The following is a 26846-nucleotide window of genomic DNA, read 5'->3' on the forward strand; positions in this document are numbered from 1 at the left end:
AAATTGAAAATCAGCTGATAATTGCTTAATTTTGCATCTCGCAATAACTATTGCCTATTTACTTTTAATCACTCCAACCTATGTCCAAATTGAGAATCTTATACGCGGCCACTGAGATTGATCCATTTCTGCAAACTACAAAAGTAGCGGAATTCCTGAGGATGTTGCCACAAGCGATGCAAGAGCGTGGGATGGAAGTTCGGATTTTTGTGCCCCGGTTTGGCCTGATCAATGAACGCAAGAACCGTTTACATGAGGTTGTCCGGCTTTCCGGCATCAATATTGCCGTAGGTGAAGAAGAGAAGCCCTTGATTATCAAGGTGGCTTCCATTCCTAATGCCAAACTGCAGGTTTATTTCATTGACAACGAAGACTATTTCCACCGGAAATCCGTTTTGGTGGACAAGGACAATAAATTTTACTCAGATAATGACGAGCGGGCTATTTTCTTCTGCAAGGGAGTTTTGGAAACCGTGAAGAAATTAGGTTGGGCACCGGATATTGTACACTGCAATGACTGGATGACAAGCTTGATTCCTCTGTATTTGAAGAGCACTTACAAGAATGATCCTATTTTCAAGACGGCAAAATCTGTCTTCTCGGTTTATAACAGTGAGTTCGCCCATAAATTTGAGGGAGACTTGTTAGAGAAAGCCAAGATGCTGGACATTGAAGATGAAATGCTGACCAACCTGAGATCTGGTGACTTTGGAGCTTTCATTAAGATGGGATTGCAGTATGCGGATATGGTGATTAAATCAAACGAAGACTTCAGCGATAACTTGAATGCTTTGTTCCAGGAGTATAACAGCACCAAGCAGATCAACACCATCAGCACAGACGAAAACACCCTAGATTCTTACTTTAACTTGTATAATGAACTTGCGAATTAGTAAAGCTGCTGCTGTACTCTTTATATTCTCTTTCCTTTTCTCCGCTTGTGAAGACCCCACCGCCATTGGTCTGGAACTGCAGGAACCAGGTACTCAGATTGGGACTTCTTATACAGACACTGCAACAGTAAATGCCTCTACTGTCTTGTTGCGTGACTCCATTATTGGCTTAGGGGCTGCCCGCGTGCAGGTAGGAAGAATCGCTGACCCGTCTTTTGGCACCATCACCGCTAAGACTTACGCTGAGTTTGCTCCTCTTGCCTACCCAGCTAACGCTGACTCCATAGATGTTTCAAGAGGAGCAGATTCTTTGATCATAAATTTGGATTATAACTATGCCTTCGGGGATACCACTAAGACTATCCAGATGAATGTGCATCGGCTTACCCAAGCCTTCAAAGATGATGAGACGTACTTTACTTCTGAAGCCTTAATGTATAATGATACTCCTATAGGATCTATCTCCTTCAGACCGCAACCAAGTACTACCTACAGAAGCACCACTGATACCAGCCAGACCCTTCCGGTTTTAATTAGAATCAAGGTAGCGGGTTCCTTTGCGAATGAAGTTCTTCAGGCTTTAGCGCAAACAACCAATGCGCAGGCATTCTCTAATGTGATCAATGGTTTGGCATTTGTACCGGCCAACGGTTCAGATGAGCAAGGAAGCATTGTTGGGTTCCTGCCCACCTCTACCAACACCACAATCACCTTACATTACAAGTCAAAGAAGAACATTGCAAAAACCACTACTCTGCTCTTCACAGATCGGTACTACAACCAGATTCAGGCAGATAGAACCGGCACTCCGCTCGCGTCTTTAATTGCAAATGGGAACACCTTATCCTCTGCAAACGCCGGTAACCGTACGTATCTACAGGCTGGAACTGGATTGGTAACAAAGATAGAGTTGCCTTACATCGCCAATTTCCGGAAGAATATTTCCGGAGGAAATCAAAACTTGGCCATCAATAAAGCCGAGTTGATCATCCCGGTGGTAGAGTCAACAGTACTTGCCAAGAAAGACTCCATGATGCTTCCTCCGGTGATCTCCGTTGTGGAGGCGACACCTTCCAACAGAATATCCATTGTGGAAGGCATTCCAAGTGCGTTGACGGCAGAAGGAACAACCTCACCCGCCACTCTTCAGTATAGAGGCAAAAAAGGAGGCTATGTATACGTAGTCAACATCACCAACTACATGCAGAACCTACTTTATAACGTAAGAGCAAACAACGGATTAATTCTTCTTCCGTCAAATGTGACGGGCTCTGCCTCAACACCTACCAACTTTGCCCAATCAGTAAACAGGGCTATCCTTGAAGCAAATCAAAGCCCCAGCGCCGAGCGCCGGATCAAGCTTAGACTCTTCTATTCAACAGCGCAATAATACTAATTTTATACCCTTAGCTAAACAGTAGATTACATCACTATGTGTGGAATAGTAGCTTACGTAGGGCAGAGAGAAGCCTGCCCCATTATCTTGAAAGGATTGAAGCGTTTGGAGTACCGGGGCTACGACAGTGCCGGCGTTGCTTTGTTAAACGATGGTGATCTTAAAGTTTTCAAAAAGAAAGGAAAGGTTGCCGATTTAGAAGCTCATATTGGTTCTCAGGACACAAGCAGCACCATTGGTATAGGTCACACCCGTTGGGCTACCCATGGTGAGCCTAATGATGCCAATGCCCACCCTCACTACTCAACCTCCAAGAAAATTGCTATTATCCATAATGGCATTATTGAGAACTACGCTTCTCTGAAAAAGCACTTAATCAACAAAGGTTACGAGTTCCACAGTGATACAGACTCAGAGGTTTTTGTAAACCTGATTGAAGATGTACAAAAGAACAGCAACGTTTCATTAGCAGAAGCTGTACGCCTTGCTTTACATGAAGTAGTAGGAGCTTACGCTATTGTAGTAATCTCTCACGATTCTCCTACGCAATTGGTAGCTGCCCGGAAAGGAAGCCCTCTAGTGATTGGTGTAGGTAAAGGAGAATACTTCCTGGCCTCTGACGCAACTCCTATCATTGAGTATACCAATGAAGTAGTATACCTCAATGACTTTGAGGTTGCCATTATCAAGGATGGTGTGTTAGACATCCGCACTAAAGAAGACGTTGTACAGACGCCTTACATTCAGAAGTTGGAGTTGGAACTGGAAGCCATCGAGAAAGGTGGTTACCCGCACTTCATGCTGAAAGAGATTTTTGAGCAGCCTCGCTCTATCATGGACAGCATGCGTGGTCGTTTAGTGGCCGAGAATACGCAGTTGACGATGTCCAGCATCAGGGAATATGCTACTCGTTTCAAGAACGCTGATCGTATCATCATTGTGGCTTGCGGAACGTCTTGGCACGCTGGTTTGGTGGCCGAATACATGATTGAAGAATTTGCCCGCATCCCGGTAGAAGTGGAATACGCTTCTGAGTTCCGTTATCGGAATCCGGTGATCCGTGAAGGAGATATCGTAGTGGCGATTTCTCAATCCGGGGAAACCGCCGATACCCTTGCTGCCTTGGAACTGGCTAAAGCAAAAGGAGCCATGATCTTTGGTGTGTGTAACGTGGTAGGTTCTTCCATCGCCCGCGCAACTGATGCCGGTGCTTATACGCACGCAGGTCCTGAAATTGGGGTTGCCAGTACTAAGGCTTTCACTGCACAGGTAACGGTTCTTTCGCTTATCGCGATGATGATTGCCGAGATGCGTGGCACGATGGAGCTGACTGCCTTGCGTGGCTTGATGCTAGAAATGGAGAAAATTCCTGCTAAGGTAGAGCAAGCGCTTCAGTTGGATAAAGAAATTCAGGCGATCTCTGAAATTTTCAAAGACGCGACTAACTTCATCTATCTGGGTCGTGGTTTCAACTTCCCGGTTGCTTTGGAAGGCGCCTTGAAACTGAAAGAGATCTCTTACATCCACGCAGAAGGATATCCGGCAGCTGAAATGAAGCACGGCCCAATCGCGCTAATTGATGAGAACATGCCAGTTGTGGTAATTGCCACCAAAGACAGTTCTTACGAGAAGATTGTTTCTAACGTGCAGGAAGTAAGAGCCCGCAAGGGAAGAGTGATTGCGATTGTCACCGAAGGAGACACTGTAATCCCTCAAATGGCTGAATTCGTGATTGAGGTTCCAAATACTCATGAAGCCTTAATGCCGTTGATCTCTGTAATTCCTTTGCAGCTATTGAGCTATCACATTGCTGTATTGCGCGGCTGTAACGTAGACCAACCACGTAACCTGGCTAAGTCTGTAACGGTTGAATAAGCCTCATTCTATACTTTTAAAAAGGGAAGCCATGTGGCTTCCCTTTTTTGTTTGCTCCAACATGAACTACATACTCGTTTTTGGCCTCTTTTCAAGCAAGTAACTTCAGAATAATCATTTTACGTTATAATCAAGGTGAGTTACTGAGGCTAACAGCAAGCAGGAACAAACTCACCTGATGCTAAAATTGACATCTCTTGTTTAATGCATGGTTTTACAAAGGGTTGCATTAACTCAGACTCAACTGTTTTGAACTCAACAGCATTCCCTAAGAAATTACAACTCCACATGCCACTTGAACTATATAAATGTAATGAGGTATAATGTAATATTTTTAACTACGTTTAAACTATTGCAGCAAAAAGGTATCTATAGAAGAAATAGGTAACCACTTCAATAAAGTCTTGACATTGATATGGTTGAAGAAAGCACCTAGCTGCGTGCCGTGGTTCGAGGTAGCTAACAAATTGTATATAGAAAGTTTTAGAAGGGCTCTAGCTGTTGAAGTCAGTCATTTAGCTCTGTGAAGTGAAATCGATTATTAATTGTATGAAAAACAAATTGAGACATCCTGCTTTGGCACTGGTTTTCATACTATCCTTTTTCCTGCTAGGCTCAGTTGGCAGCGCTGAAGAGCCTCTTCCAAAGGTGCCAAAGTTCCCTTACAAGAAAGCAGGTCTAACAGAGCGGCAAGCTGCGGCCCATTTGCTTAGTCGCTTCACTTTCGGTGCTAAGCCGGGTCAAGTAGATGAGGTGGTGAAAATGGGCTTAGAAAGGTGGTTCGCCCAGCAGCTTCAAGCTAACTTACCTGATGTAGCCCTAGATCAGAAGCTGGTTCCGTACCGCTCCCTGAAGATGTCTAATGAGCAGATTGTGTACTCATATCCCCAAAAAGGACAGATCCTGAAACTAGCGATGCAGGAAGGCATCTTTCACAAAGATTCGCTTAAAAACAGTGAACTCACCAAGGAAGGCCGCATTGCCCAGCGGGAGAAATTGGCTGCCTATATGCAGGAAAAAGGCTTTAAGAATCAGGGCGACTTGTACCAAGAACTAATCGATCAGAAAATTCTGAGGGCAACTTATTCAGAGAACCAGTTGCAGGAGATCTTGACCAGTTTTTGGTTTAACCACTTCAACGTGTCGCTTACAAATAAAAACTGTGACTTGTACCTGGTTGCGTATGAACGAGACGTGATCAGGCCTAACGTGTTGGGCAGTTTTGAGACGATCCTGCTGGCTACAGCCAAGTCCCCGGCCATGTTGGCGTACCTGGACAACTTCAAGAGTGTGGCTCCCAAAACTCCGCTTACCCCAGCCCAGAAAGGGAAACAACAACAGCGGGAACAAAGGCTTATGGCTCTTCAGGCGCAGGATACAGCTATGCAGAAAGCGCAGTCAAAGCAGAAAATAAAGACCGTTAGGCAGACACAGGGCCTCAATGAAAACTACGCCCGCGAGATCATGGAACTCCACACCTTGGGTGTGGACGGCGGCTATACCCAGCAGGATGTTACCCAAGCGGCTCGCATCTTAACCGGTTGGACCATCAACCCTGAGATGAATCACTTCAATTTGAAAAAGCCACCACTTAATCAAAACCCAAATCAAGCAGAGGAATTGGCAAAGCAGGGCAGCATACAGGAAGGTGATTTCTTTTTTGCGGCAAACAAGCATGACCAAGGTGCCAAAGTGGTGTTGGGCACTAACTTCCCGGCTGGGGGCGGTTATGAGGAAGGTGTCCGGCTTATCAAACTCTTGGCTCATCATCCGTCTACGGCAAAATTCATCTCCACCAAACTGGCCATCAGGTTTGTAAATGACACGCCGCCCCAGAGCCTCATTGACAAGATGGCCAAAACCTTCCGGGAGAAAGAAGGAAACATTAAAGAAGTCTTGCTGACCATGGTAGCGGCACCCGAGTTCTGGGGCAAAGAGGCCCTGCGGGAGAAAACAAAATCGCCGTTTGAATTGGCTATTAGCTCGGTGCGCAGCCTCAATGCCGAGGTGCAGGAGCCTAAGCAGCTTTACACCTGGATTACCAAAATGGGCGAGAAAATGTATTACTACCAGGCTCCTACCGGCTTCCCAGACAAAGGTACGTACTGGATCAATACCGGTTCTCTGCTGAACCGCATGAACTTTGGTCTGGCGCTGGCCTCACAGAAGATAAAAGGCATCACCTTTGATTTGATGGCTTTGAACCAGAACCGGGAACCAGAAAGTGCCGAGGCAGCCTTACTCACCTACAGCAAGTTCCTTCTGCCTGAGCGCAACTTGGAAGCAACCATCAAACGGTTAACGCCTACCCTCAACGACCCCAACTTCGGGAAGAAAGTGGATGCCGCCGCAAACAAAAAGCCGGTTGTAGCCCAAAAAGATAGCCAGGAACAAGAAGATCCAATGATGATGGAACAGCCGGAGAAAAAAGACAGCAGGAAAACCGCAGACAAAGAAACGGCACCAGCGCCCTCCAACAACTTGGCTAGAAACGGCGGTACCCCTATGCTGGCCCAGGTAGTAGGCATTATCATTGGTTCTCCTGAGTTTCAGCGCAGATAAATCCGTTTTAACAGGCATAAAGTACGTAAGATGACCACCAGAAGAGGATTTCTAAAATCAGGAGCCTTGGCGCTTTTTGCGGCTGGGCTGGGCGGCGTGCCTAACTTTTTGGCGCAGGCGGCGAGTAGCAGTAAACTGGTGTTGCCCTACAAGAAAAACAAAATCCTGGTCTGCATTTTCCAGCGGGGCGCCATGGATGGCTTGATGGCTGTGACGCCTTTTACCGATGAACACCTGCAGCAGGCGCGCCCCAGCCTGTTCATGACTGCCGCCCAGACCTCTTCTAACCCTTTGCTGGACTTAGATGGACGTTTCGGGCTGCACCCGGCCATGCGGTCTTTTGAGCCACTTTTCCGGGAGAAGCGCCTGGCTATTGTGCACGGCATGGGCTCGCCCAACCCTACCCGCTCGCACTTTGACGCGCAGGATTACATGGAAACGGGCACTCCCTTTGACAAAGGCACCGCTAGTGGTTGGCTAAACCGGGCAGTAGGCTTGATGGGTCACGAGGCAGCTACTCCTTTTCGGGCGGTTAGCCTCACCTCCTCCCTGCCTCGCTCTTTCTACGGTGACCACGCGGCCATCGCCATCAGCAACCTGCAGGACTTTGGCGTTCAGGTGCGCGGAAACCAACAAGCCACTGCCCTGGCCTCTAAGAACTTTGAGGATTTGTATGATCAAACCTCTTCCTCTTTGCTGAACAAGACCGGAAAAGAAAGCTTTGAGGCCGTGAAGATGCTGCAGAAGATCGACTCTAAAAATTACATCCCGGCAAACAACGCGGTGTACCCCAACAGTGCCTTAGGAAAATCACTGAAGCAGATTGCGCAGATGATTAAGATGGATGTGGGCCTGGAAGTGGCTTTCGCCGAGTCTGGTGGATGGGACACGCACTACAACCAAGGAACCTCCAACGGCACCTTCGCCCGAAACGTGAATGACCTGGCCCAAAGTATCACCGCCTTCTGGACTGATCTGGACGCCTACCAGGATGATGTGAACGTGATGACCATGACCGAGTTCGGCCGAACCGTGGCCCAGAACGGCAGCAACGGCACCGACCATGGCCGCGGCTCCTGCCTATTCATCCTGGGCAATGATGTGAACGGCGGCTTAGTACACGGCCACGTGCCGCCCTTAGCCAAAGAAAACTTGGAAGACGGGCGCGACCTACCCGTCACCACCGATTTCCGGAGCATTTTCAGCGAAGTAGCCGGAAAACACCTGAACATCAAGAATGACAAAGTCCTCTTCCCTGATTTTACCGGCGAGAAAATAGGCGTGATGCGGCAAAGCTGATTCTAAGTCTAAACATTGTAACTTATGAAAACAGAAAGGGCAGCCGTATAGCTACCCTTTCTGTTTGAGGCTTGTATTTGGGGAAACAGCTTTGAAACAGAATGATCTTACTTCCCCGCTGGCGCGAGCGTCCCGCTCGGGTCCGCATGCATTCTTAATAACTATTACATTCACACCTTTGTCATCCTGAGAGGATCTTGTGGGCCAACAGTAATGGTGGAAAATCACTGCTATTCGGATTCGCCCACAAGATCCTCTCAGGATGACCGAAGATGGGGTGAAAGGACTTCATTATGGCTAGAGGGCTTGATCTCTGAAAAACAAGAAGGCCATCAAGAATACGTGCGGACACGAGCGGGACGCTCGCGCCAGCGGAAGGCTTTTGAAAGCCATTCCGTTATAAGGCTGTTCTCGCCAAAAGAAGCGGTAAGCTTCTACTTCTTAAACCTTTACTAATTGGTAAAGCGAGGCCAGGAACACAAAAGCCTTGTCAATGGAGCGGTGAGAATCTTCTTGTAGAGGGACTACTTCCAGAACCTCTTTGTTTACAAGTGGTTCGCCTATCAGCCCGGCTAGGTTGAAATTGAGCGGGGCGTAAGCTGAGGTAAACTCCCTTAAGTCCAGATGGTTTGCGTTGAAGAACACGGTTAGTTTGTCGCCTTTGCCTTGTTGGTTGTACTGCGCCAGGCGCTCTGGTCTCTCATGCAAAAGTAAATCAATCACTAAATCTGCTTGCGGAAGCCAGGCCTTCAGTTCTGCCGGGTCTTGTAGATGCAGATAGGCTCTGTTATAAAATTTAAGGCTTACTTCTGCTTCCTGCTCTTCCGTGGCTAAAACCAATGTATTCATATTTCTGTACCTTTAAGCCTGTAAAGATACAGATTAACCATTTTGCATATGGCAACCAACATCATAGAAAGCAAATCTGCCCCGGCCCCTATTGGCCCTTACAGCCAGGCCGTAATGGCAGGCAACACTTTGTACATCTCCGGACAGATCGCCCTGGATCAAGAGACTGGCCAATTGATACAGGCTGATATCCAGACCGAGACGCACCAGGTGATGAAGAACCTTCAGTACATTCTACAGGAGGCAGGCATGGACTTCAGCAACGTAGTGAAGTGCAGCATCTTCGTGAAAGACTTGGGCAACTTCGGGGCGATCAACGAGACATACGGAAGCTATTTCACCAGCAATCCGCCGGCCCGCGAAACCGTAGAGGTAAGCCGCCTGCCCAAGGATGTGAATGTGGAGATCTCTTGCATCGCAGTGAAATTCTAATGAGTGCTAGAGAGATTGAATGGATGAGAGAATGGAATTGGAAGGGTCTGTTAGATGTATTTTAAAGCAGTTTTTAGGAAATCAGGCTTAAAGCAGACTCCTTCTCTTTTATTCTCTCATTCCTTCAATCTTTCACCTTCTCGTCAACTTCACAATCTTCGCCTCTGGCTTTGGCTTCGTTAGGGCCTGGTTCATCGTTCACGGGGGCATGCCCCACCTCTACTTCTTTGTTGATGACTCGTACCGCATAGGTGGAAGGATAAATATCAGCTCCGTAGCGGCGGGCATACACCAAAGTGAACTGGGCCCCAATGAAAACGATCTGCGAAGTGTAGAACACCCAGGTGAGCACCACAATTACCGAGCCCGCGGCTCCATAGATACCGGCAAAGTCGCTGTTCCCCAGATAGAGCCCAATCAATGATTTTCCCAGCGAAAAGAGTACGGCTGTGACCAAGGCCCCAATCCAGACATCGCTCCACCTGATCTTGGCATCGGGTAGAAACTTATAAATTAGGGCAAACAGAAAGGTGACCACGCCCGTGGAACCTACCCAGTTGGCAATCCAGGTGAGTTGCAGGACGGATTCATCAATTTGGTTTGTCAGGAAAGACGTGATGGCCACCAACGCCGTGTGCACCACCAGACTCACCAGCAGCAGAAACACAATGGCCAGAATCATGGCGAAAGACAGGAGCCGGTCCCAGAGCAGTTTCAGGTACTCGTTCCGGGGTTTGGGTTTCACGCCCCAGATCTGGTTCAGCGACTCTTGCAAAGAGACAAAAACCCCGGTGGCTCCTACTAGCAAGGTAAACACCCCCACCATGGTAGCAAAGGTGAAGTCAGCCGATTGGTTGATGTTCTCTACCATCTCCTGGATATCACGCGCACCTTTGCTGCCCAGAAGATCGCGCAGCTGTTCGTACACCCGGCCCCGCACCGCATCTTTCCCAAAGACAGCCCCGGCGGTATTGATCATGATGATAAGAATAGGAGGCAGCGCGAATATGGTATAGTAAGCCAAGGCCGCGCCTTTCTGGAACGAGTTGTTGTCCAGAAAATCCAGCCAAACCTCTACAATGATACTCCAAGCCTTCTTTAGCTTACTTTTCAGCATGTAGTTTATTTTCCTCCTTCATACGTACTAAAAGCGGCAGGTTTACAAACTTATTGGAACACAAGTGGTTTCCTAAGCAAAAGCCCTGAGAAGCAGGGTAAACCAGCCAGGAATAATTAGTAAACAGAGGCGCAAGGTTTTAAGGATAAAAGCTTTACGGAAGACGCGAAATACCGTACTTTTGCACCTCGATTGACATACCTATACAACATGGAAAGAGAAGTACGAGTACGCTTTGCCCCTAGCCCAACCGGGCCGCTGCACATTGGCGGGGTGCGCACAGCGCTGTATAATTACCTTTTTGCTAAAAAAATGGGCGGTAAAATGATACTGCGCATTGAAGATACCGATCAAACCCGCTTTGTGCCCGGCGCCGAGCAATACATTTTTGACTCTCTGGAGTGGTGCGGCATTACCCTGGACGAAAGTCCGATGCACGGCGGTCCGCACGCGCCGTATCGCCAGTCTGAGCGCAAGCCCATGTACATGGACTACGCCCTGCAGTTGGTGAACGCCGGCCACGCCTACTACGCCTTTGACACCGCCGAGGAACTGGAAGAGATGCGTGAGCGCCTCAAAGCCGCCAAGGTAGCTACCCCGCAATACAATGCCATCACCCGCGCCACCATGAAAAACTCCCTCACCCTGCCAGAGGATGAGGTGAAGCGCAGATTGGAAAGTGGCGACCCATATGTGATCCGCCTGAAAGTACCGCGTAAAGAAGAAGTTCGCCTGAAAGATTTGATCAGAGGCTGGGTAATGGTGCATTCTTCGGCTATTGATGACAAAGTCTTGATGAAGTCTGATGGTATGCCAACGTACCACTTGGCCAACATTGTGGATGACCATTTAATGGGGATTACCCACGTGATCAGAGGTGAGGAGTGGTTGCCAAGCGCCCCGCTGCACGTGTTGCTGTACCGCTACTTCGGGTGGGAAGACACCATGCCAGAATTCGCGCACTTACCTTTGCTGCTGAAACCAGACGGCAACGGCAAACTGAGCAAGCGCGACGGTGATAAGTTAGGTTTCCCGGTATTCCCACTGAACTGGGTAGATCCGGTGACCGGCGAGAAATCAAGCGGCTATCGCGAGGCAGGCTACCTGCCAGACGGTTTCGTGAACTTCCTGGCCTTCTTAGGCTGGAACCCGGGTACACAGCAAGAGATCTTCTCTATGGAAGAACTCATTGAGGCCTTCAGCATTGAGCGCATCGGTAAGTCTGGTACCCGTTTCGATATCCAGAAAGCCCGTTGGTACAATGAGCAGTACCTGCGTGCCAAACCAGACGCGGAGTTGGCTCAGTACCTGTTGGCTGCTTTGCCAGAGCAAGGCATTGCCTGTTCTGAAGAGCGTGCCGAGAAGATCGTGAGCCTCATGAAAGAGCGCGTAACCTTCCCGCAGGATTTCTGGAAAGAAGCCGCCTACTTCTTCGTGGCGCCAACCCAGTACAATGAGCAGGTAGCTGCCAAGAAATGGTCGGCCGCTGCGGCTGGAGCCTTTGAGGAATTCAGAAACGAGCTGACTTCTCTGCCAGAGTTCAACGCTGATTCTGTAAAAGCCTTGCTGCTGCAGATCCTGGAGCGTAATGGCTTGAAGATTGGCCAGGTAATGCAAGCTCTGAGAATTGCCTTGACCGGTGTAGAGGCAGGCCCAGACTTGATGGCTATTATTGAGATCATCGGAAGAGAGGAGACTGAAAGCCGTATTGACGCCGCGTTGACCAAACTGGCCCAGTATGCCGCTTAACGCTAATATCTGCGCAAACAGAGAAATATAACATATACTGTTTCGGGGCTGTTATCTGTAAAACGGCCCCGAAATGTTTTAAGACAAACATGAAATCCGCCGTCATAAACAAGCCCTAGATGCTTGCTTATGACGGCGGATTCTTTTTAATTCGTTTATCCTTCTGCCAGATTTACCGTTTGTAGTAAAAGCAACTGGCCCGGCGGCTTGCCTGGGCGTAAACTTTACTACTATGGCAAAGAAGAAAGCAGACAAGGACAAACCAGAGAATAAACCGGAGAAAAAAGCGAAGGTGCACCCGGAGCTGGAAGGCTTCGAGATCAAGATTAATCCCTTGGGGGACATTACCTCTAACTTCAACATTGACCAGCTCAATTCTTTCCTGGACCGCAATGTCTCAGACAAGAAGCTGGTAGGTGACCAGGGCAAGAAGCGGCCGCAGGAAGAAGACGAGGAGTTCCCAATTGAGGAAACCGTGGACGAGGAAGAGAACGAGGAGGATTTCTTCAAAAAAGGGGCATCTTTTGACGATGAGGCCGATGATGACCTTCTCCCTAAAGGTGAGAGTCCATCAGACCCTAAGAAGAAAAAATAAACCTAACCTCTCATATGACATCCCACGAAGTAGATTACCGCATTCACGGCTCAGACATTCAGGTGCTGGAAGTAGAACTGGACCCACAGGAAACCGTGATTGCCGAGGCCGGCGCCATGGTCTTCATGGAAGACGGCATTCAGTTTGAAACCAAGATGGGCGATGGCTCCAACCCTGCTCAGGGCTTCTTAGGCAAGCTGGTACAAATGGGCAGCCGGGCCATCACCGGCGAGTCATTGTTCATGACGCACTTTACCCATCGTGGGTACGGCAAGGCAAAGGTAGGCTTCTCGGCCCCTTATCCGGGTACTATTATGCCCATCAACCTGGCGGAGTTCCCACAGGGTCTGGTTGTGCAGAAAGACGGTTTCCTGGCAGCCGCACTGGGTACCAGAATTGCCATGCACTTCAACCAGCGATTGGGCGCGGGCTTCTTCGGGGGCGAGGGCTTTATTATGCAGCGCTTGACCGGCGATGGCCTGGCCTTCATCCATGCGGGCGGAACCGTTATTGAGCGGCACCTGCACAACGAAACGCTACGGGTAGACACCGGTTGCGTGGTAGCTTATGAAAACGGGATTGATTTTGACATTCAACGCGCAGGCGGTCTGCGCTCCATGGTATTCGGGGGCGAAGGTCTATTCCTGGCCACGCTCAGAGGCACCGGCCGCGTATGGATTCAGTCCATGCCAGTGAAGAAGCTGATTCAGGCCTTGATGCCGCACGGCGGAAACGCCAACAAAGAAGGTGGCTTGCTGAGCAGTTTCCTGGAGTAGAGTTTCTCAGAATAGATAACTTAAACAAAAAGGCAGCAGGCATTACACGCCTGCTGCCTTTTTGTTTTTCGGGATTTAAACGGCCGGCGGAATAGGTGCGGGCACCACGTTCTTCACGGGTTTTATTGATTTCAGGTACGTAAAGATGGCTTCCAGGTCTTCGTCTTTCATCTTACTGTAGTGCGGCCAGGGCATGGGCGGGAGCAGTTGTCTTGTATTGTCCATGCCTTTGTATTTCCCCTCGCGTAGCGCTTTCTTGAAGTTATCCAAGGTCCAGTTTCCTATACCAGTAGGGTCTGGGGTTAGGTTTGCCGAGAAGGAGACACCCCAAGGCCCAACTGCCGCTGTATTGTCCATACTGAACAGAACCCATCCGTTTTGTCCCCCGCCTGCCGGAATGGGCGGAAGTTTAGAAGACGCTGGGTGCCCAGACAAGAACCGATCAGGGTCTGGCGTCATGGGTGGTATTTTATCTGTGGGAGTGAGTTTGGGCGAATGGCAATCACTGCAAGCCCCAATGGTAACCAAATACTCTCCCCGCTCTTTTAACGCCTCCTGGCTCAACGCCATTGGCTGCGTGGATGATTCGGTGACGGCACTGACCAAACCGGCCTGTGAGGTTTCACTTTGCTGGGGTTTGCTCTCGCAGCTGTAGAACAAAGCGGCAGCACACACAATGGCAAGAACTCTTTTCATGGCTTCAGTAGGGTTAAAGTTGGAAAGACGAATGGTACAGCCGCATAGAGATTCCTAAGCCGGAACTATGCTCTGGTTTACACGTGAAGAGTACTAGAAATTGCGGGGGACTTTCCTGATGAACCGTTTGGGTTTCTCCGGCTACTCAGAAACCGGCACTTTGGGGCTTCCACTCCTTGGCAGAAAGCCTAAGAGTAGCTTTGAAGGCATGCTATCAACCTGGTTGGTTGAAGGGCGATCATGTTCTTGGATAAGCTTTAATTGGTATAAAGATAGAAGTAATATGTATTTATACAAATATTCCTTACATAAATACCATTCGCAAGTTCAAGGCTTTAGGCTACTGTATTGCCTGACTCTTAACCTAACATGCTTATGTTTTAGGCCTATGTATCCCAAATAATGCAAAAATCTCAGTCCAATAACTTTGGTTTGTACCTGTATTTTAGCTCTGATTATGAAAAATCAGGCGCTAAATGCTGGCCTTGTAGGTTTAGGTGGGCTGGCTTTTGACTAGGAAAGATGGTTTACCGCAAGGATCTCCTCCAGGTACTCCCGGTTATTAGCCAAGCGAGGCACTTTGTGCTGGCCCCCCAGTTTGCCTTTGTGCTGGAGCCAGTTCAGGAAGGCGCCGGAAGGAGCCACTGTAATCAGGGGAGCCTGTAAGGCAAGGTCTTTCTGGCGCTTGGCATCGTAGTCTGAGTTCACCGTGCGAAGGGTCTGGTCCAGCACCTGGGTGAACTGCTCTATGCTGGAAGGTTGTTGGGAAAATTCTATTACCCATTGATGCCCGCCTTTGCTCTTGCCTTCAAAGTACACGGGTGCGGCTGTGAAGTTGGTGATAGTGGCGCCAGTAGCCTCGCAAGCTTTGGTAATAGCCGTCTCTGCATTCTCTACCACCACTTCTTCGCCGAAAGCATTGATGAAGTGTTTCGTGCGGCCTGAGATCTTGATGCGGTACGGCGCCAACGAGGTGAACTTAACGGTATCACCAATCTTGTAGCGCCAAAGCCCGGCATTGGTAGAGATGATGAGGGCGTAGTTCTTGCCTAGCTCTACTTGGTCTAAGGTCAGTACCCTAGGGTTTTCCTGGTCGGCTTCTTCCATGGGGATGAACTCGTAGAACACGCCGTAATCCAGCATCAGAAGCATCTCGTCTTTCAGGCTGGGCTCATCCTGTATCCCGAAGAATCCTTCTGAGGCATTGTATACCTCCAGGTAGTTCATCTTGTCGGTTGGAATGATCTGCCGGAACAACTCGCGATACGGCCCGAATGCCACGGCGCCGTGGGTGAATAACTCCAGGTTAGGCCAGACCTCTGTGATGTCTTTTGCGCCTGTTTCCTCTAAAATGCGATTTAACAGCACATAGGTCCAGGTGGGCACGCCGGAGATACTGGTCACGTTTTCTTTGACAGTGATCTCCACCATCTTCTCAATTTTCTCTTCCCACTTATCCATGAGGGCTACCTTGAGCGGTGGCGTGCGCATAGCTTCGGCCCAGATAGGCAGGTTCTGCATGATCACCGCCGAGACATCGCCGCAACGGGTATCTGAGTTGAACTCGTTGGGATGGTGGCTTCCGCCGATGGAGAGCCCTTTTCCGGAGAAGACTTTTGTATCTGGGTAGTTGTTCACATAAATGGAAAGCATGTCTTTGCCTCCCTTGTAGTGACAGTCTTCCAAGGCCTCGGGGGTAACGGGAATAAACTTGCTGCGGGCGTTGGTGGTGCCGGATGACTTGGCAAACCACTCTACTTTGCTGGGCCATAGCACGTTCTGCTCGCCGCGCATCACGCGCTCAATGTACGGGTACAGGTCTTCGTAGGCGCAGATGGGCACCCGCTCCTGAAACTCCCGCACGCTCAACTGATCAGAATAGCCGTATTTCTGCCCCCATTCGGTATTACGGGCTGTGGAGATGAGGTTGGTGAACAATTCACTCTGCACATCATGCGGATACTTCCGGAAAAGGTCTATCTGATGGATCCTTTTCTTCATTACCCACGTCACAAGCGAATTGATTATCTCCACTATTTGATTGTTAATTGTTGGTTGTTGATTGTTTTGACCTGCTTACGTTTTGAGGTTATCGTTGGCCAATTTGATGAGGCTATTGATCAAGAGAGGCAACCGCTGTAAGCGTTGGAATATGTGCTTGTACTGTTCTTCGGTTAATAGGTTTCTAACTTTGGCTTTCTCATTCCAATCTAAGCACTCGTAAACTGAACCCCGTGCAAACCGATAAAAGTTGATTTTGTCTTTCTTTCCAAATCTCCCGAATCCCTCTGCCAAATTAGCTGATATGCTGTCAATTGCTCTGGCAAACTGCTTCCCAACTGTCTCCTTTTCAAAATGGCTCCATTTGGTTACTACTTCCCATACATAATTGCTTAATTGAAAAGCAGCTTTGTAAGCTTCAATATCATTCAATTGTAGATATTTTCTGCCTTGCTCCATTCCAAAAACAATCAGCAATTAACAATCAACAATCAACTAAACTTTCCGCTTCAACTCAAAATGCTTGCCCAGGTATACGCGCCGCACCTGCTCATCGGCGGCTAACTCTTCGGCTGAGCCGGCTTTCAGGATTTTGCCTTCAAAGAGCAGGTAAGCGCGATCTACGATGGAAAGCGTCTCGTTCACGTTGTGGTCAGTGATGAGGATGCCGATGTTCTTGGTTTTTAGCTTGGCCACGATGGTCTGGATCTCCTCTACCGCTATGGGGTCTACCCCGGCAAAGGGTTCATCCAGCAGCACGAATGACGGATCTACAGCCAAGGCGCGGGCAATCTCGGTCCGACGGCGCTCTCCCCCAGACAGCACCACGCCTTTGTTTTTGCGCACGTGCGTAAGCGAGAACTCCTCTAGCAACTCTTCTACCTTTTCGCGGCGCTCCTGCTTGCTTTTGTCTGTCATCTCCAGCACCGACATGATGTTTTCCTCTACCGTCAGGTCCCGGAAAACGGATGCCTCCTGCGCCAAGTAGCCCACGCCTCTTTTGGCTCTTCGGTACATGGGCAGTTCAGTGATGTCTTCCTGGTCCAGGAAAATACGCCCAGAGTTAGGTTTCACCAGCCCCACAATCATATAGAAAGAGGTAGTCTTACCGGCCCCGTTGGGTCCCAGCAGTCCTACAATCTCCCCTTGGTTTACCTCCACACTCACATCGTTTACCACGGTGCGAGACTTGTATTTTTTGAACAGGTTTTCAGAACGTAAAATCATTGCCTTAAAATTAAGGAATAAACCTTAGATGTGGTAAGGTAACGTGAAAGACCTGCGGGTACGTACACCTGAGTGAAAAGGTTATAGATGTAATTATAATTTATCAAATAAAGTGATTGATCCATAGGGAGAAAGCTTGCAGAAGTTGTCAAATAGCTATACCTTTTACTACTCCTTTTTATATGCGTTTTCCTTTCATGTTTTCTTTTCTAAGGAAAGTGGCCCGTCGCTCAGGAGTGGCGGCTGCCTTACTAGTGTGCTGTGTTGCCTTGCTTAGTGCCGGCTCCGGTCCTTCTTCCTACTTGCATGGGATTGATGTGTCTCGGTATCAGCTAGAGGTGAACTGGGAGCATGTGAAGGAATCTAACATCAACTTCGCCTTTGTGAAAGCCACCGAGGGCGACTACCTGAAAGACCCTTATTTTGACCGTAACTGGGAGCTCAGCCGTCAGCATGGCATTAAGCGTGGCGCTTACCATTACTACTTGCCTTGGGTGAGCATAGATAGCCAGATTGCGCATTTCAAAAACACGGTCACCCTGAAACCTGGTGATCTTGCCCCGGTGCTGGATGTGGAAACCTTTGCCCCGGACATTCCTGATGCCCAAATCAGAGCCGACATCCGCCGCTGGTTAACTGAAATTGAGAAACACTACGGCGTAAAACCGATCATCTACACCTACCAGGCATTCTACGACCGTAAGCTTAGAGGTCATTTCCCGGGCTCGCATTTCTGGATTGCCCGTTACCAGAACGCGGAGCCTTCTACCCACCCTTCTGACAAGATGGCTTTCTGGCAATATTCTGAAAAAGGCATTGTAAGAGGCATTGACGCGCCTGTAGACGTAAACTGGTTCTACGGCGACTTAGAGGACCTAAGCGCCTATTGCGTTCCGGCCACCCCTGCTGTATCTACCCAGGTGATGGCTCAATCCAATTAATTTAAGCGCTCTTTTCCAGAAATCAGGGCTGAAACGTAGAAGCCAGAATGCACTTCTTTGTACCCATGGCTTGCTATGGGTGACTGCCGCATGGTTTGAAACTATCTTCTACGCCTGGTCACCAGCCACCCCAAGGCAAAACCTACGGCTGCTCCAAGAAGGAGGGTTTGGAAAGAAGAAGTCACCGGAATAAACTTGGTCTTACTGGCGGTGATCTCAAACACACCTTTGGGGATAGTGTACAGCCCCGCTCCTGCACCAGATCCTTCGCCTTCAGCCTTTTCCGGCTCCCCTGCTTTCCTTTGTCCCTGCCCGTAACCGCCGCCTAGCCCAAAGGCAATTTGTGCCACCGGAATAATAGTTTTCCCCTGCGTTTCTATGGGCTCTCCAAAGATGTTTTTAATAGAGGCATTCTGGGTTAAGGTGGACGCTACAATGCCCCCTATGTTTTTGCCTTCTGAAGTGGTAGATGCCATATCGGTTATCTTTTCTCCGGTTCTGTACAGAACTCTAGTGCCTAAAGTTGCCTTTCCATTTCCCACCGCTAAAACAAGCTTGAGCCGTATGCATATAAAAAGCCCCTCCTTTCTTGCAGAGGAGGGGCTTTTACGGTCATTTGCCAGAAATGGGCTTAAAACCAGTTTACCTGATTGTTGCGGGCTGTGCAGTAGTAGTAGCGGGCTGCTGTCCCGGAGTTGGGGTGGTGGTGGCCGGCTCCTCAATCAACTCCAAACCATATTCTTTACCTTTGACCAGGGTAGGAACGCCCTTCTTCATCCAGGCGGGTTCTGGGGCTCCTTTCAAGTAATGGTCAAAAAACTGCGACATGCGCACCGAGAGATCCTTGCGGTTCTTACGCTGCATCAGGTTATGAGCCTCGCCGTTGTACACCAGTAACCATACTGGCTTGTTCAACCGGCGGAGGGCCATGAACATTTCAATGCCTTGGTACCACGGAACGGCGCCATCATTGTCGTTGGCCATCATCATGAGCGGCGTTTCTACCTTGGGTGCGAAGAACAACGGCGAATTTTCTATGTACTGCATAGGTTTCTCCCACAGTGTTCCGCCTATGCGGCTTTGGGTACGCTCATACTGGAACTGACGGCTCATTCCTGTCTCCCAGCGGATACCTCCGTAGGCGCTGGTCATGTTGCTTACCGGCGCCCCGGCCATGGCGGCTTTGAACATGTTGGTGCGTGTCACCAGATACGCCACTTGGTAGCCACCCCAGCTTTGCCCCTGTAAGGCCATGTTTTTCTCATCTACAAACCCCTTAGCGACCAAGCTCTGCACTCCCGGAATAATGCTGTGGTACGCACTCTCGCCTGGGTAGCCATCTTTATAGATAATGTCCGGCACAAATACCAGATAGCCTTGGCTCACGAACAACGGAATGTTAATGGTAGAGGCGCTAGGAGCCGGAGCCCGATAATTGTGCAGGGTCTCAGCGTTACGCTCATAGAAATACACCAGCATAGGGTACTTCTTCTTAGGATCGAAGTTCTCTGGCTTGAACAGGAGACCTTCCAACGGAATGCCATCATCAGAGCGCCAGTCTACTAATTCCACGCTGCCCCACAGGTACTCGTTTTGTTGCGGATTGGCGTTGCTTACTTTCTGCGGCGCATTGAAGTTGGTGTTGGTTACCCAGAGGTCCGAATATTCCTTGAAGCTGGCTCTCCGGAAAATGAGGCGGTCACTGTTTTTGGCTTTCCGCATGCCGGTGAAGCTGTACGGCTCCATGAATACTTTTTGGGGGGCTCCTGCCTTGGTCACATAGTCAGTATAGAAGCCGGCATCTTTGGTCTTTAGGTTCAAGGTGCGCAGGAGAAGCTTGTCTTCTGAGGGAACCACCCGCTGACTAGGGTTCAGGCTCAGATACCGGAACTGCAGGTTGTTCTGACGCCCGTACCCATCGGTGATATTTACGGCCAGTGCCTTGCCTGTGGGGTCCAGGCGCCACAGGTCATAACGGTCATTCACCAGCAGAAACTGGTCGTCTTTGGTCCAGCCAGTTAAGCCGTATTCCTCGGGCAAAGTGGGCATGTCATTCTGCTCATCGTAGAAAGCCACTTTCAGCTTCTTGGTCAGGTTCACGGGGGTGCCGCTTTTCACGCTCATGGCTTTCCAGGAACTATCCGAAGGCTCATACCAATACAGGTATTTCCCGCCGGGCGAAAGTCTAGGCGTGCCTCGGGTGTCTTTCACCGCCAGTTTCCGGCTGCCGTCTTTTAAATTAATAAGCCAGGCATCTTGCCGCGAGGGCGTGTCATACCCCACGCTCAGGAGATAATTCATGCTGCTGCTGCCCACGGCTACATCAGCGGTACGGCCAGGGTTCAGAGAGACATCCGGGATCTCAGGGGTAGCTAGTTGCACGATCTCCTTCCCTTTGAGGTCATACACCGCCAAGAACGATCGCTTCTGCTCGCGCTCTAGTTGCTTGAGCTGCATAGGTTGAATCAACGGGTCACGGTAGGTCCAGACATCCAGGCTTACCTTCTCCTCTTCCAGCTTAGTGGTGTCTTTCTCATATTGGGTGGGCCTTGGAAACGTCCCGAAGAACAGGCGATCGCCTTTGTCTGAGAAGCCTAGTTGTGCGTGCTCACTCACCATCCACTTAGCAGGCATTCCCTTGAAGGTAGTATCTGCTATGACACGGGCTTTTTTGTCTTTGGCGGTCCAGTGCAGCAATTGAAAATACCGAAGGTCTTTGCCGGTGCTGTCTTTACTAGACACAAAAGCAAGTTGCTCCCCATCTTTGTCAGAAACCAAGTTTTTGTACGTAGCCCGGCCACTGTCTACGGGCATTACTTTGCGGGCTGCCGTGTTAAAAGCATATATCCCTCCTTTGCTTAGAGAGTCTTTTGCCGATCTTACAAAGAACAAATGATTGCCTTTGTCTGAAAAAAGGAAATCTGTCACTTGTGCAAACCGGTATTCTTGTCCGGTAGTCAAATGACGCAACACCAGTTCTGAGGCATCTCCTTGTTTAGCACCGCCAGTAGTTTTGCCAGTGCTTCGGCTGGCAGCGGAAGCTGTTGGCATGGCAGTCTTGGTTTTGCTGGTGTCTTTGGCGGGTTTGGTGGCTAACGGAGCCTCTAAATGGTAAGCCAGCCACTCACCATTTTGTTTCGGCAGTTTATAGGCTTTTACCCGAGAAATATACTGGGTGCTTCCTTTGGCCAGATCCAGAATAGCCAAAGAATCCTTAGGCATTTCCTCTGGCTTTTTCTTTTTCAGCTTGGCTTGGCGAGTTGCGGCAAACGTAGGTTTTACCTGAAAAATGGCGAACCGGCTGTCAGATGTAAAGGCACTGCGGTACCCACGGGGGAAAGTCTTGCTTGAATTCTGACTCAAATCCCGCAGGTGCAGCACGCCATCGCCTTCCTGTGGATTCACGGCATATAACAGGTATTTCCCATCATTGGAAAGAGAATCTGCCTCTACGCTTTTCCATGAGTCGTACACCTCATGGGTCAACACTTTCTTAGCTGGGGTCTGCGCCTGCACCGTCAATGCACCTGCGGTCAACAAGAGCCCTGCTAAAAGAATTTTGGATTTCATAGGTTGTTGGAAGTAGTTTGGTCGTGTAAAGAACTTTAAAAATACACTATCTGCCAGTTAGATGCGAACTTATCCACACCTAAAACCATATTCCGCTTCTTTTTAGAAAAACAGGTCTTAAGCGCAGGTTTTCCACATAATTTGTGATAGCTAAACATGCTTAAAAAGGCAAAGGGTAATTTTTACCTTTGCTGCAAATGGCCGAGTATAGTAGCTTAAAAGTTTATAGGAAGTGGAACCGAGGTGGAATTGAAGAATAAAGATTAGCCTTAATCTTATCTGAAGCGGTGTTGATAACCATAAAGAGCTAACACAGTAAATTACCCTTAAATGGTTCTTTTACTAGTTAAAGCGTAATCACACCTCCCCTTTTAAGAAGATCTATTCAGGAGTTATGCACATCAGAAAGCTACAGGCCTATTCAGCAAAGCGGATGTCTTTGATGCGTAGTTGCAGGGTTACATTTCCTCTGAACACGTTCTCTTCTACGCAGTAGCAGACGTCAAAAGGAATGCCTTTCTGTATCCGTGGATAATACTCCGCCATACCGAAGGCAATAGCATCAAAGAATGTTTCTCCGTCTTGGGTTAACCGAAGTTTAAGGTGGGCATCTCCTACCACGCGGGCTGAGCCGGTGTCATACACACAGGTGCTCATAAATACCGGAGCCATGTTGCCAGGACCGAAAGGCTCCATCTGCTTGAGGATGTTGAAAAAGCCCGGTCGTATCTGGTGCAGTTCCAATGGCATGTCAATCTCCACCATAGGTACTAACTGCTCTTCTAAGATGGTATTGGATACGATTTGCTCAAAACGCTCTCTAAACGCCGGTACGTTCTCTACTGGCAGGGTAAGGCCGGCAGCGTACATATGCCCGCCAAACTGGTCCAGCAGATCTGAGCAGGCCAAAATGGCTTGGTGCACATCAAAACCGTGTACCGAACGGGCAGAACCCGTCGCCTTGCCGTTTGATTCGGTAAGGATAATGGTAGGACGGTAATATTTTTCAATGCAGCGCGAGGCCACAATGCCCACCACGCCTTTATGCCAGTTTTCCTTAAACAACACGGTAGAACGGGCACTGCGCAGAAAGTCATCGTCCTCAATCATCTGCAGCGCCTCTTTGGTGATGCTGGTATCATGCCCACGCCGCTCAGAATTAGAGATATTGATTTTCTGCACCATGTCAAAGGCTTCCTCCTTGGTCTTAGCCAAAAGCATGGCCACAGAACGTTTGGCATCACCCATGCGGCCGGCGGCGTTGATGCGAGGCGCAAACCCGAAGACAATCTGGGTGATGTCTAGTTCGCTCCGTAGCTCAGCCAGTTCTTTCAACGCTTCTAAGCCTGGGCGCAAGGGAGCACCGCTGTTCATCCGTTTCAAGCCATGGTACGCCAGAATTCGGTTTTCTCCGGTAATGGGCACAATATCAGCCGCAATGCTCACCACCACCAAATCCAGCAACTGGAACAAGGGTTCCTCGTCAAACCCTAGCTGTTGGCAGAAGGCTTGCATGAATTTGAAGCCTACCCCGCAACCCGCCAGTTCTTTGTACGGGTACGGGCAATCGGCGCGTTTGGCGTCCAGCACAGCCACGGCTTGAGGCAGTTCCTCATCCGGGAGGTGATGGTCACAGATGATAAAGTCAATGCCTTTGGTGTTGGCATAGGCGATCTTATCAATGGATTTCACGCCGCAGTCAAGGGAGATGATCAGGCTATAGCCATTTTCCTGAGCCCAGTCAATACCTTGAAACGAGACCCCGTACCCTTCTGAGTAACGGTCCGGAATGTAGTACTCTATCCGGCCTTGAAAGTAGGGTTGCAGAAAGCCGTACACCAGCGCTACGGAGGTAGTGCCGTCTACGTCATAGTCGCCGTAGATAAGGATGCGTTCCTGTAAGTGCAGGGCTTCTATAAGCCGGTTTACGGCTTTGTCCATGTCCTTGAGCAGGAATGGGTCATGCAGGTCCTGGAGCGAGGGTCTGAAAAAGGCCTTTGCCTCGTCAAAGGTACAAATGTCACGCTGGCAGAGAACCGAAGCCAGGGTATGGCTCATGTTCAGGCTATTAACAATATTCTGTACTTTTGCGGCGTCCGGCGCTTCCTTTACTACCCATCGTTTCTGCATCGGTTGTTGCTGCGGCTTATTCGGTGAAATGAGGTGACAAAAATACGAAATCTACGAGAGAACCGGGCACTCGTTTCGGCACCTTGCTGTTTTTAAACGGCAGATCCTCTAAACTAGCGTTTCTCCTTGTGAAAAGATTAAAAGAGTTTTACCACAAATACAAAGACTACGGCTTGGTAGACGGGCTTATGTACTTGTCTTTCTTTTTGTTACTGGCTATCCTGTTTATCTTTTTCAGGGACTAGTCTTTTCCGCCTGATTTCGTAAAAGAAGGTCAAAATCGCTGCATCACTGATACATGGCCAACCTCACCTTCGCCTCTTCCAAAAGTTGGGTAAGCACCCTGGCCATTTGGGGCACTACTGCCTTGCTTTCTGTAACATTGCTGCAGGCAGTACAAGATACTATGCCCCTTTTGGGAAAGATTGCCGTAAGCCTGTTTTGTATACTGATCAGCGGGCTGCTACTCTGGACTTGGTTTGGCACGTTTTACCGCATTGCCGGTGATATGCTGCATTTCAGGTGCGGTCCATGGCAGGGGAACATTCCTATCCAGAAGATACGGGAAGTAAGGCAAAATCAGTATCTGTGGTCTGGCTTGCGGCCGGCTTTAGGATTGCAGGGCTTGGTGATCCACTACAACCGTTGGGATGCCATCTACTTCTCTCCCGCAGAACAGGAATCCTTCCTGAAAGCCTTGCTAGCTGTGAACCCTGAGATTGCAGTAAAAGAGTAGCTTTCCTTGTGTGGTGATTGTTGACAACCACCCTTGCGTTTTTGCGGCTACTTTCTGAAAAGCAGCCGCAAAACCTATGGAGAAGCATCTACACTTTATCCCCTCTCAGTTTTCTCAAACGCTTCCGGGCCTCTGCCACGAACACGCTGCCCGGATGCTTTACCAGCAGTTGGTTGTAAAGTTCCTGGGCTTTCTCTGGCTGTTTCAGGTTTTCCTCGTTCAGTTTTGCCAAGAGAAAGAGGGCATCATCTGAAAGGATATCATACTTGGGGTTATCAATGATCAGCTGCAGGTTCTGCGCAGCCTCAGGGAATTGCCCCATCTGCTGCTGCAGTTCTGCCTTCTGGAAATAGATTTCATCGGTGAGACTGTGGCCAGGGTATTTGGTAAGCAGTTTGTCCAAGGCAGCCATCGCCTCGGGGTACTTGTGCTGAAATACCAGGAAATCTATGGCCGCGTATTCTTTGAGAGCCGCCGCTGACGTATCCATCCCGGTATTGTCAATGATGAGCAGGCTAAGGTCAAGAGCATCATTCGCGATCTCGCGGCTGGTGGCCAGCTTTAGGATATCTAAGTGCCCCTGGGCCAGTTCAAAGTCGCCTTTGTAGTAGCTGAGTCGGGCATTGCGGAGCTTGGCTTCATAGCCCAGAGGCTGTTCTTTGTGCGTCTTCTCCACCTGGCTGTACAGGAGCGTGCTTTCCCAAGGCTCTCCCCGCAGCAAGTACACGTCAGCTAAGATCAGCTTGGCTTCTGCCACTACATTAGGCTGGGCCCGGGGCATGTCAATCACCTCCTGCAGGTTCTTCATGGCGGCAGGTTGGGCATCCAGGTAGAAGGCTTGCAGTTCGCCTAGTTCTTTAATGACTTCGGCGGTGCGGTCATTGCGGCCTAGTTCCTGGAGAAGAGTTTCGTACTCCTGCGCCAACAACTTTATCTTTTCTTTGTCTAGTGGAAACGTGTTCTTGACTTGCTCTTCCCGCGCCTGGATGATGCGCTGCCTCGCGATGGGGTACAAATCACCGGAGCGGTATTGCTGCATTACATAGGTGTAGCCTTCAATAGCTGTGGCGTAGTCTTTGTTTTTAAGGCTGATGTCGGCCATGGAGAGCACCCGGGAACCTCCGCCTTGGGTACGACGGTCCAAAGCGCGCGTCTGCAGCAGTGCCGGGCCAAAGTCTTTCCGTTGTAAGAGGGTCCAGATCAGGAGTTCCTGTACTGGGGTGGCATCTGGCTCGGCCTGTACGGCAGTCATGAGGCGCTGCTCCAGCATGGAGAGGGACTCCTCATCCCGCAGGGCATTCTGCAACATGTTCTGGGCATAGGTAAGCGGTACGCTGTTGCTTTTAATCTGCCGCAGTACCTCATCTACCAATAAATCTGTTTTGCGCTGGTAAGCATAGAGTTGTAGTAATTGAGCAGCAAAGGTCTTTTCACTTCCGCTTAACTCCCGGGCGCGCAGATACGCCTGCTCTGCTAAAGGCAACATATCAGCTTGCTGAAATGCCGTAGCTACGCCATAGACATTTTCTGGGGTGGTGGTTTGCACTACCTGGGCCCATTTCTTTTCAGCGGCGGCGTTGTTGCCGGCGGCCTGTAACACGCGTCCTTCATCAATGGAATACGCCGGAACGTCTGGATATTTCTTCTGCGCCCGTTTTACCAATCTATCTGCTTCTTTGAAGTTACGCAGGGCCAAGAGGGTTTTCAGGTAATCTGGGTACACCAATCCAAACTGAACATCTTGCTCCACCAACTTACTGAACAAGGCTTCGGCTTTGGCAAAGTCGTTTTGCCGCAGGTATTCTTTAGCCAGGGCCATTTGCTCTGGCACACTTTGGGCCATACTCTGCGGCACTGTGCCTAAGCATCCTATCATTAATAGCCAAATCAACAATAATCTCTTCATGGTATTCTCCAGCTAAGCTATTCTCCCTTAACGTATTCTACGCCTGTTCAATATACTGTATTAGACCCGTTTTTAGAAAAACATGCCGTAAACCAA

Annotated in this window: 21 protein-coding genes; 11 read left to right on the forward strand and 10 right to left on the reverse strand. The window is 49.4% G+C overall.

The window, feature by feature from the left end:
- The first annotated feature begins 80 nt into the window (after window positions 1-80).
- The 5 genes from ACW9SV_RS07120 (at window position 81) to ACW9SV_RS07140 (ending at window position 8025) form a co-directional block, all read left to right on the forward strand.
- Window positions 81-893 carry a glycogen/starch synthase gene (locus ACW9SV_RS07120; RefSeq protein WP_479556047.1) on the forward strand — a complete coding sequence of 271 codons (813 nt, stop codon included), beginning with the start codon at window positions 81-83 and terminating at the stop codon, window positions 891-893.
- Window positions 883-2283, forward strand: coding sequence for a DUF4270 family protein (locus ACW9SV_RS07125; protein ID WP_479556048.1), 1401 nt, complete (start codon window positions 883-885; stop codon window positions 2281-2283). Before ACW9SV_RS07120 ends, ACW9SV_RS07125 begins: the two co-directional genes overlap by 11 nt.
- Window positions 2284-2325: 42 nt before the next feature.
- Window positions 2326-4164, forward strand: a complete 1839-nt coding sequence (gene glmS / locus ACW9SV_RS07130; RefSeq protein ID WP_479556049.1) for a glutamine--fructose-6-phosphate transaminase (isomerizing) — start codon at window positions 2326-2328, stop codon at window positions 4162-4164.
- Between the two features lie 648 nt (window positions 4165-4812).
- Window positions 4813-6726, forward strand: a complete 1914-nt coding sequence (locus ACW9SV_RS07135; RefSeq protein ID WP_479556050.1) for a DUF1800 domain-containing protein — start codon at window positions 4813-4815, stop codon at window positions 6724-6726.
- Between the two features lie 30 nt (window positions 6727-6756).
- Complete coding sequence (locus ACW9SV_RS07140) at window positions 6757-8025, forward strand: DUF1501 domain-containing protein (protein ID WP_479556051.1); 1269 nt, start codon at window positions 6757-6759, stop codon at window positions 8023-8025.
- Between the two features lie 441 nt (window positions 8026-8466).
- Here the strand turns inward: ACW9SV_RS07140 and ACW9SV_RS07145 are convergent, their stop codons facing one another.
- Window positions 8467-8874, reverse strand: a complete 408-nt coding sequence (locus ACW9SV_RS07145; protein WP_479556052.1) for a hypothetical protein — start codon at window positions 8872-8874, stop codon at window positions 8467-8469.
- Window positions 8875-8922: 48 nt separating this feature from the next.
- Between ACW9SV_RS07145 and ACW9SV_RS07150 the strand changes: the two genes are divergently transcribed.
- On the forward strand, window positions 8923-9306 hold the full coding sequence (locus ACW9SV_RS07150; RefSeq protein ID WP_479556053.1) for a RidA family protein: 384 nt from the start codon (window positions 8923-8925) through the stop codon (window positions 9304-9306).
- Between the two features lie 124 nt (window positions 9307-9430).
- On the opposite strand, the gene ACW9SV_RS07155 is transcribed toward ACW9SV_RS07150, so the two are convergent.
- A complete protein-coding gene (locus ACW9SV_RS07155) occupies window positions 9431-10423 on the reverse strand; it encodes a YihY/virulence factor BrkB family protein (RefSeq protein WP_479556054.1) in 993 nt (330 codons plus the stop codon).
- Window positions 10424-10633: 210 nt separating this feature from the next.
- Between ACW9SV_RS07155 and gltX the strand changes: the two genes are divergently transcribed.
- The 3 genes from gltX to ACW9SV_RS07170 all read left to right on the forward strand — a co-directional run bounded on the left by gltX (window position 10634) and on the right by ACW9SV_RS07170 (window position 13543).
- Window positions 10634-12172 carry a glutamate--tRNA ligase gene (gene gltX / locus ACW9SV_RS07160; protein ID WP_479556055.1) on the forward strand — a complete coding sequence of 513 codons (1539 nt, stop codon included), beginning with the start codon at window positions 10634-10636 and terminating at the stop codon, window positions 12170-12172.
- A gap of 232 nt (window positions 12173-12404) precedes the next feature.
- Window positions 12405-12767, forward strand: coding sequence for a hypothetical protein (locus ACW9SV_RS07165; protein WP_479556056.1), 363 nt, complete (start codon window positions 12405-12407; stop codon window positions 12765-12767).
- A 14-nt stretch (window positions 12768-12781) separates the two neighbouring features.
- On the forward strand, window positions 12782-13543 hold the full coding sequence (locus ACW9SV_RS07170) for a TIGR00266 family protein (RefSeq protein ID WP_479556057.1): 762 nt from the start codon (window positions 12782-12784) through the stop codon (window positions 13541-13543).
- Between the two features lie 75 nt (window positions 13544-13618).
- Here the strand turns inward: ACW9SV_RS07170 and ACW9SV_RS07175 are convergent, their stop codons facing one another.
- The 4 genes from ACW9SV_RS07175 to lptB form a co-directional block, all read right to left on the reverse strand.
- Window positions 13619-14239: a c-type cytochrome gene (locus ACW9SV_RS07175; protein ID WP_479556058.1), complete on the reverse strand. Its 621-nt coding sequence runs from the start codon at window positions 14237-14239 to the stop codon at window positions 13619-13621.
- A gap of 513 nt (window positions 14240-14752) precedes the next feature.
- A complete protein-coding gene (locus ACW9SV_RS07180; protein WP_479556059.1) occupies window positions 14753-16273 on the reverse strand; it encodes a GH3 auxin-responsive promoter family protein in 1521 nt (506 codons plus the stop codon).
- A 42-nt stretch (window positions 16274-16315) separates the two neighbouring features.
- Window positions 16316-16672: a four helix bundle protein gene (locus tag ACW9SV_RS07185; RefSeq protein WP_479556060.1), complete on the reverse strand. Its 357-nt coding sequence runs from the start codon at window positions 16670-16672 to the stop codon at window positions 16316-16318.
- A 63-nt stretch (window positions 16673-16735) separates the two neighbouring features.
- Entirely contained in the window at window positions 16736-17467 is a 732-nt protein-coding gene (gene lptB / locus ACW9SV_RS07190) for an LPS export ABC transporter ATP-binding protein (protein ID WP_479556061.1), read from the reverse strand.
- Window positions 17468-17664: 197 nt separating this feature from the next.
- Between lptB and ACW9SV_RS07195 the strand changes: the two genes are divergently transcribed.
- Window positions 17665-18408: a glycoside hydrolase family 25 protein gene (locus ACW9SV_RS07195; protein ID WP_479556062.1), complete on the forward strand. Its 744-nt coding sequence runs from the start codon at window positions 17665-17667 to the stop codon at window positions 18406-18408.
- 101 nt (window positions 18409-18509) lie between these two features.
- Here the strand turns inward: ACW9SV_RS07195 and ACW9SV_RS07200 are convergent, their stop codons facing one another.
- From ACW9SV_RS07200 to recJ, 3 genes are all read right to left on the reverse strand, one after another.
- A complete protein-coding gene (locus ACW9SV_RS07200) occupies window positions 18510-18884 on the reverse strand; it encodes a spore germination protein GerW family protein (protein WP_479556063.1) in 375 nt (124 codons plus the stop codon).
- A 166-nt stretch (window positions 18885-19050) separates the two neighbouring features.
- On the reverse strand, window positions 19051-21978 hold the full coding sequence (locus ACW9SV_RS07205) for an alpha/beta hydrolase family protein (RefSeq protein WP_479556064.1): 2928 nt from the start codon (window positions 21976-21978) through the stop codon (window positions 19051-19053).
- A 417-nt stretch (window positions 21979-22395) separates the two neighbouring features.
- Window positions 22396-24108, reverse strand: coding sequence for a single-stranded-DNA-specific exonuclease RecJ (recJ, locus tag ACW9SV_RS07210; RefSeq protein WP_479556065.1), 1713 nt, complete (start codon window positions 24106-24108; stop codon window positions 22396-22398).
- Window positions 24109-24406: 298 nt separating this feature from the next.
- Between recJ and ACW9SV_RS07215 the strand changes: the two genes are divergently transcribed.
- Window positions 24407-24844 carry a PH domain-containing protein gene (locus ACW9SV_RS07215; RefSeq protein WP_479556066.1) on the forward strand — a complete coding sequence of 146 codons (438 nt, stop codon included), beginning with the start codon at window positions 24407-24409 and terminating at the stop codon, window positions 24842-24844.
- An 88-nt stretch (window positions 24845-24932) separates the two neighbouring features.
- Here the strand turns inward: ACW9SV_RS07215 and ACW9SV_RS07220 are convergent, their stop codons facing one another.
- The gene (locus tag ACW9SV_RS07220) at window positions 24933-26750 is read right to left on the reverse strand and encodes a tetratricopeptide repeat protein (RefSeq protein WP_479556067.1); all 1818 of its coding nucleotides are present in this window, start codon (window positions 26748-26750) and stop codon (window positions 24933-24935) included.
- Window positions 26751-26846: the final 96 nt, after the last annotated feature.

The organism is Rufibacter sp. JT20002 (assembly GCF_056491185.1).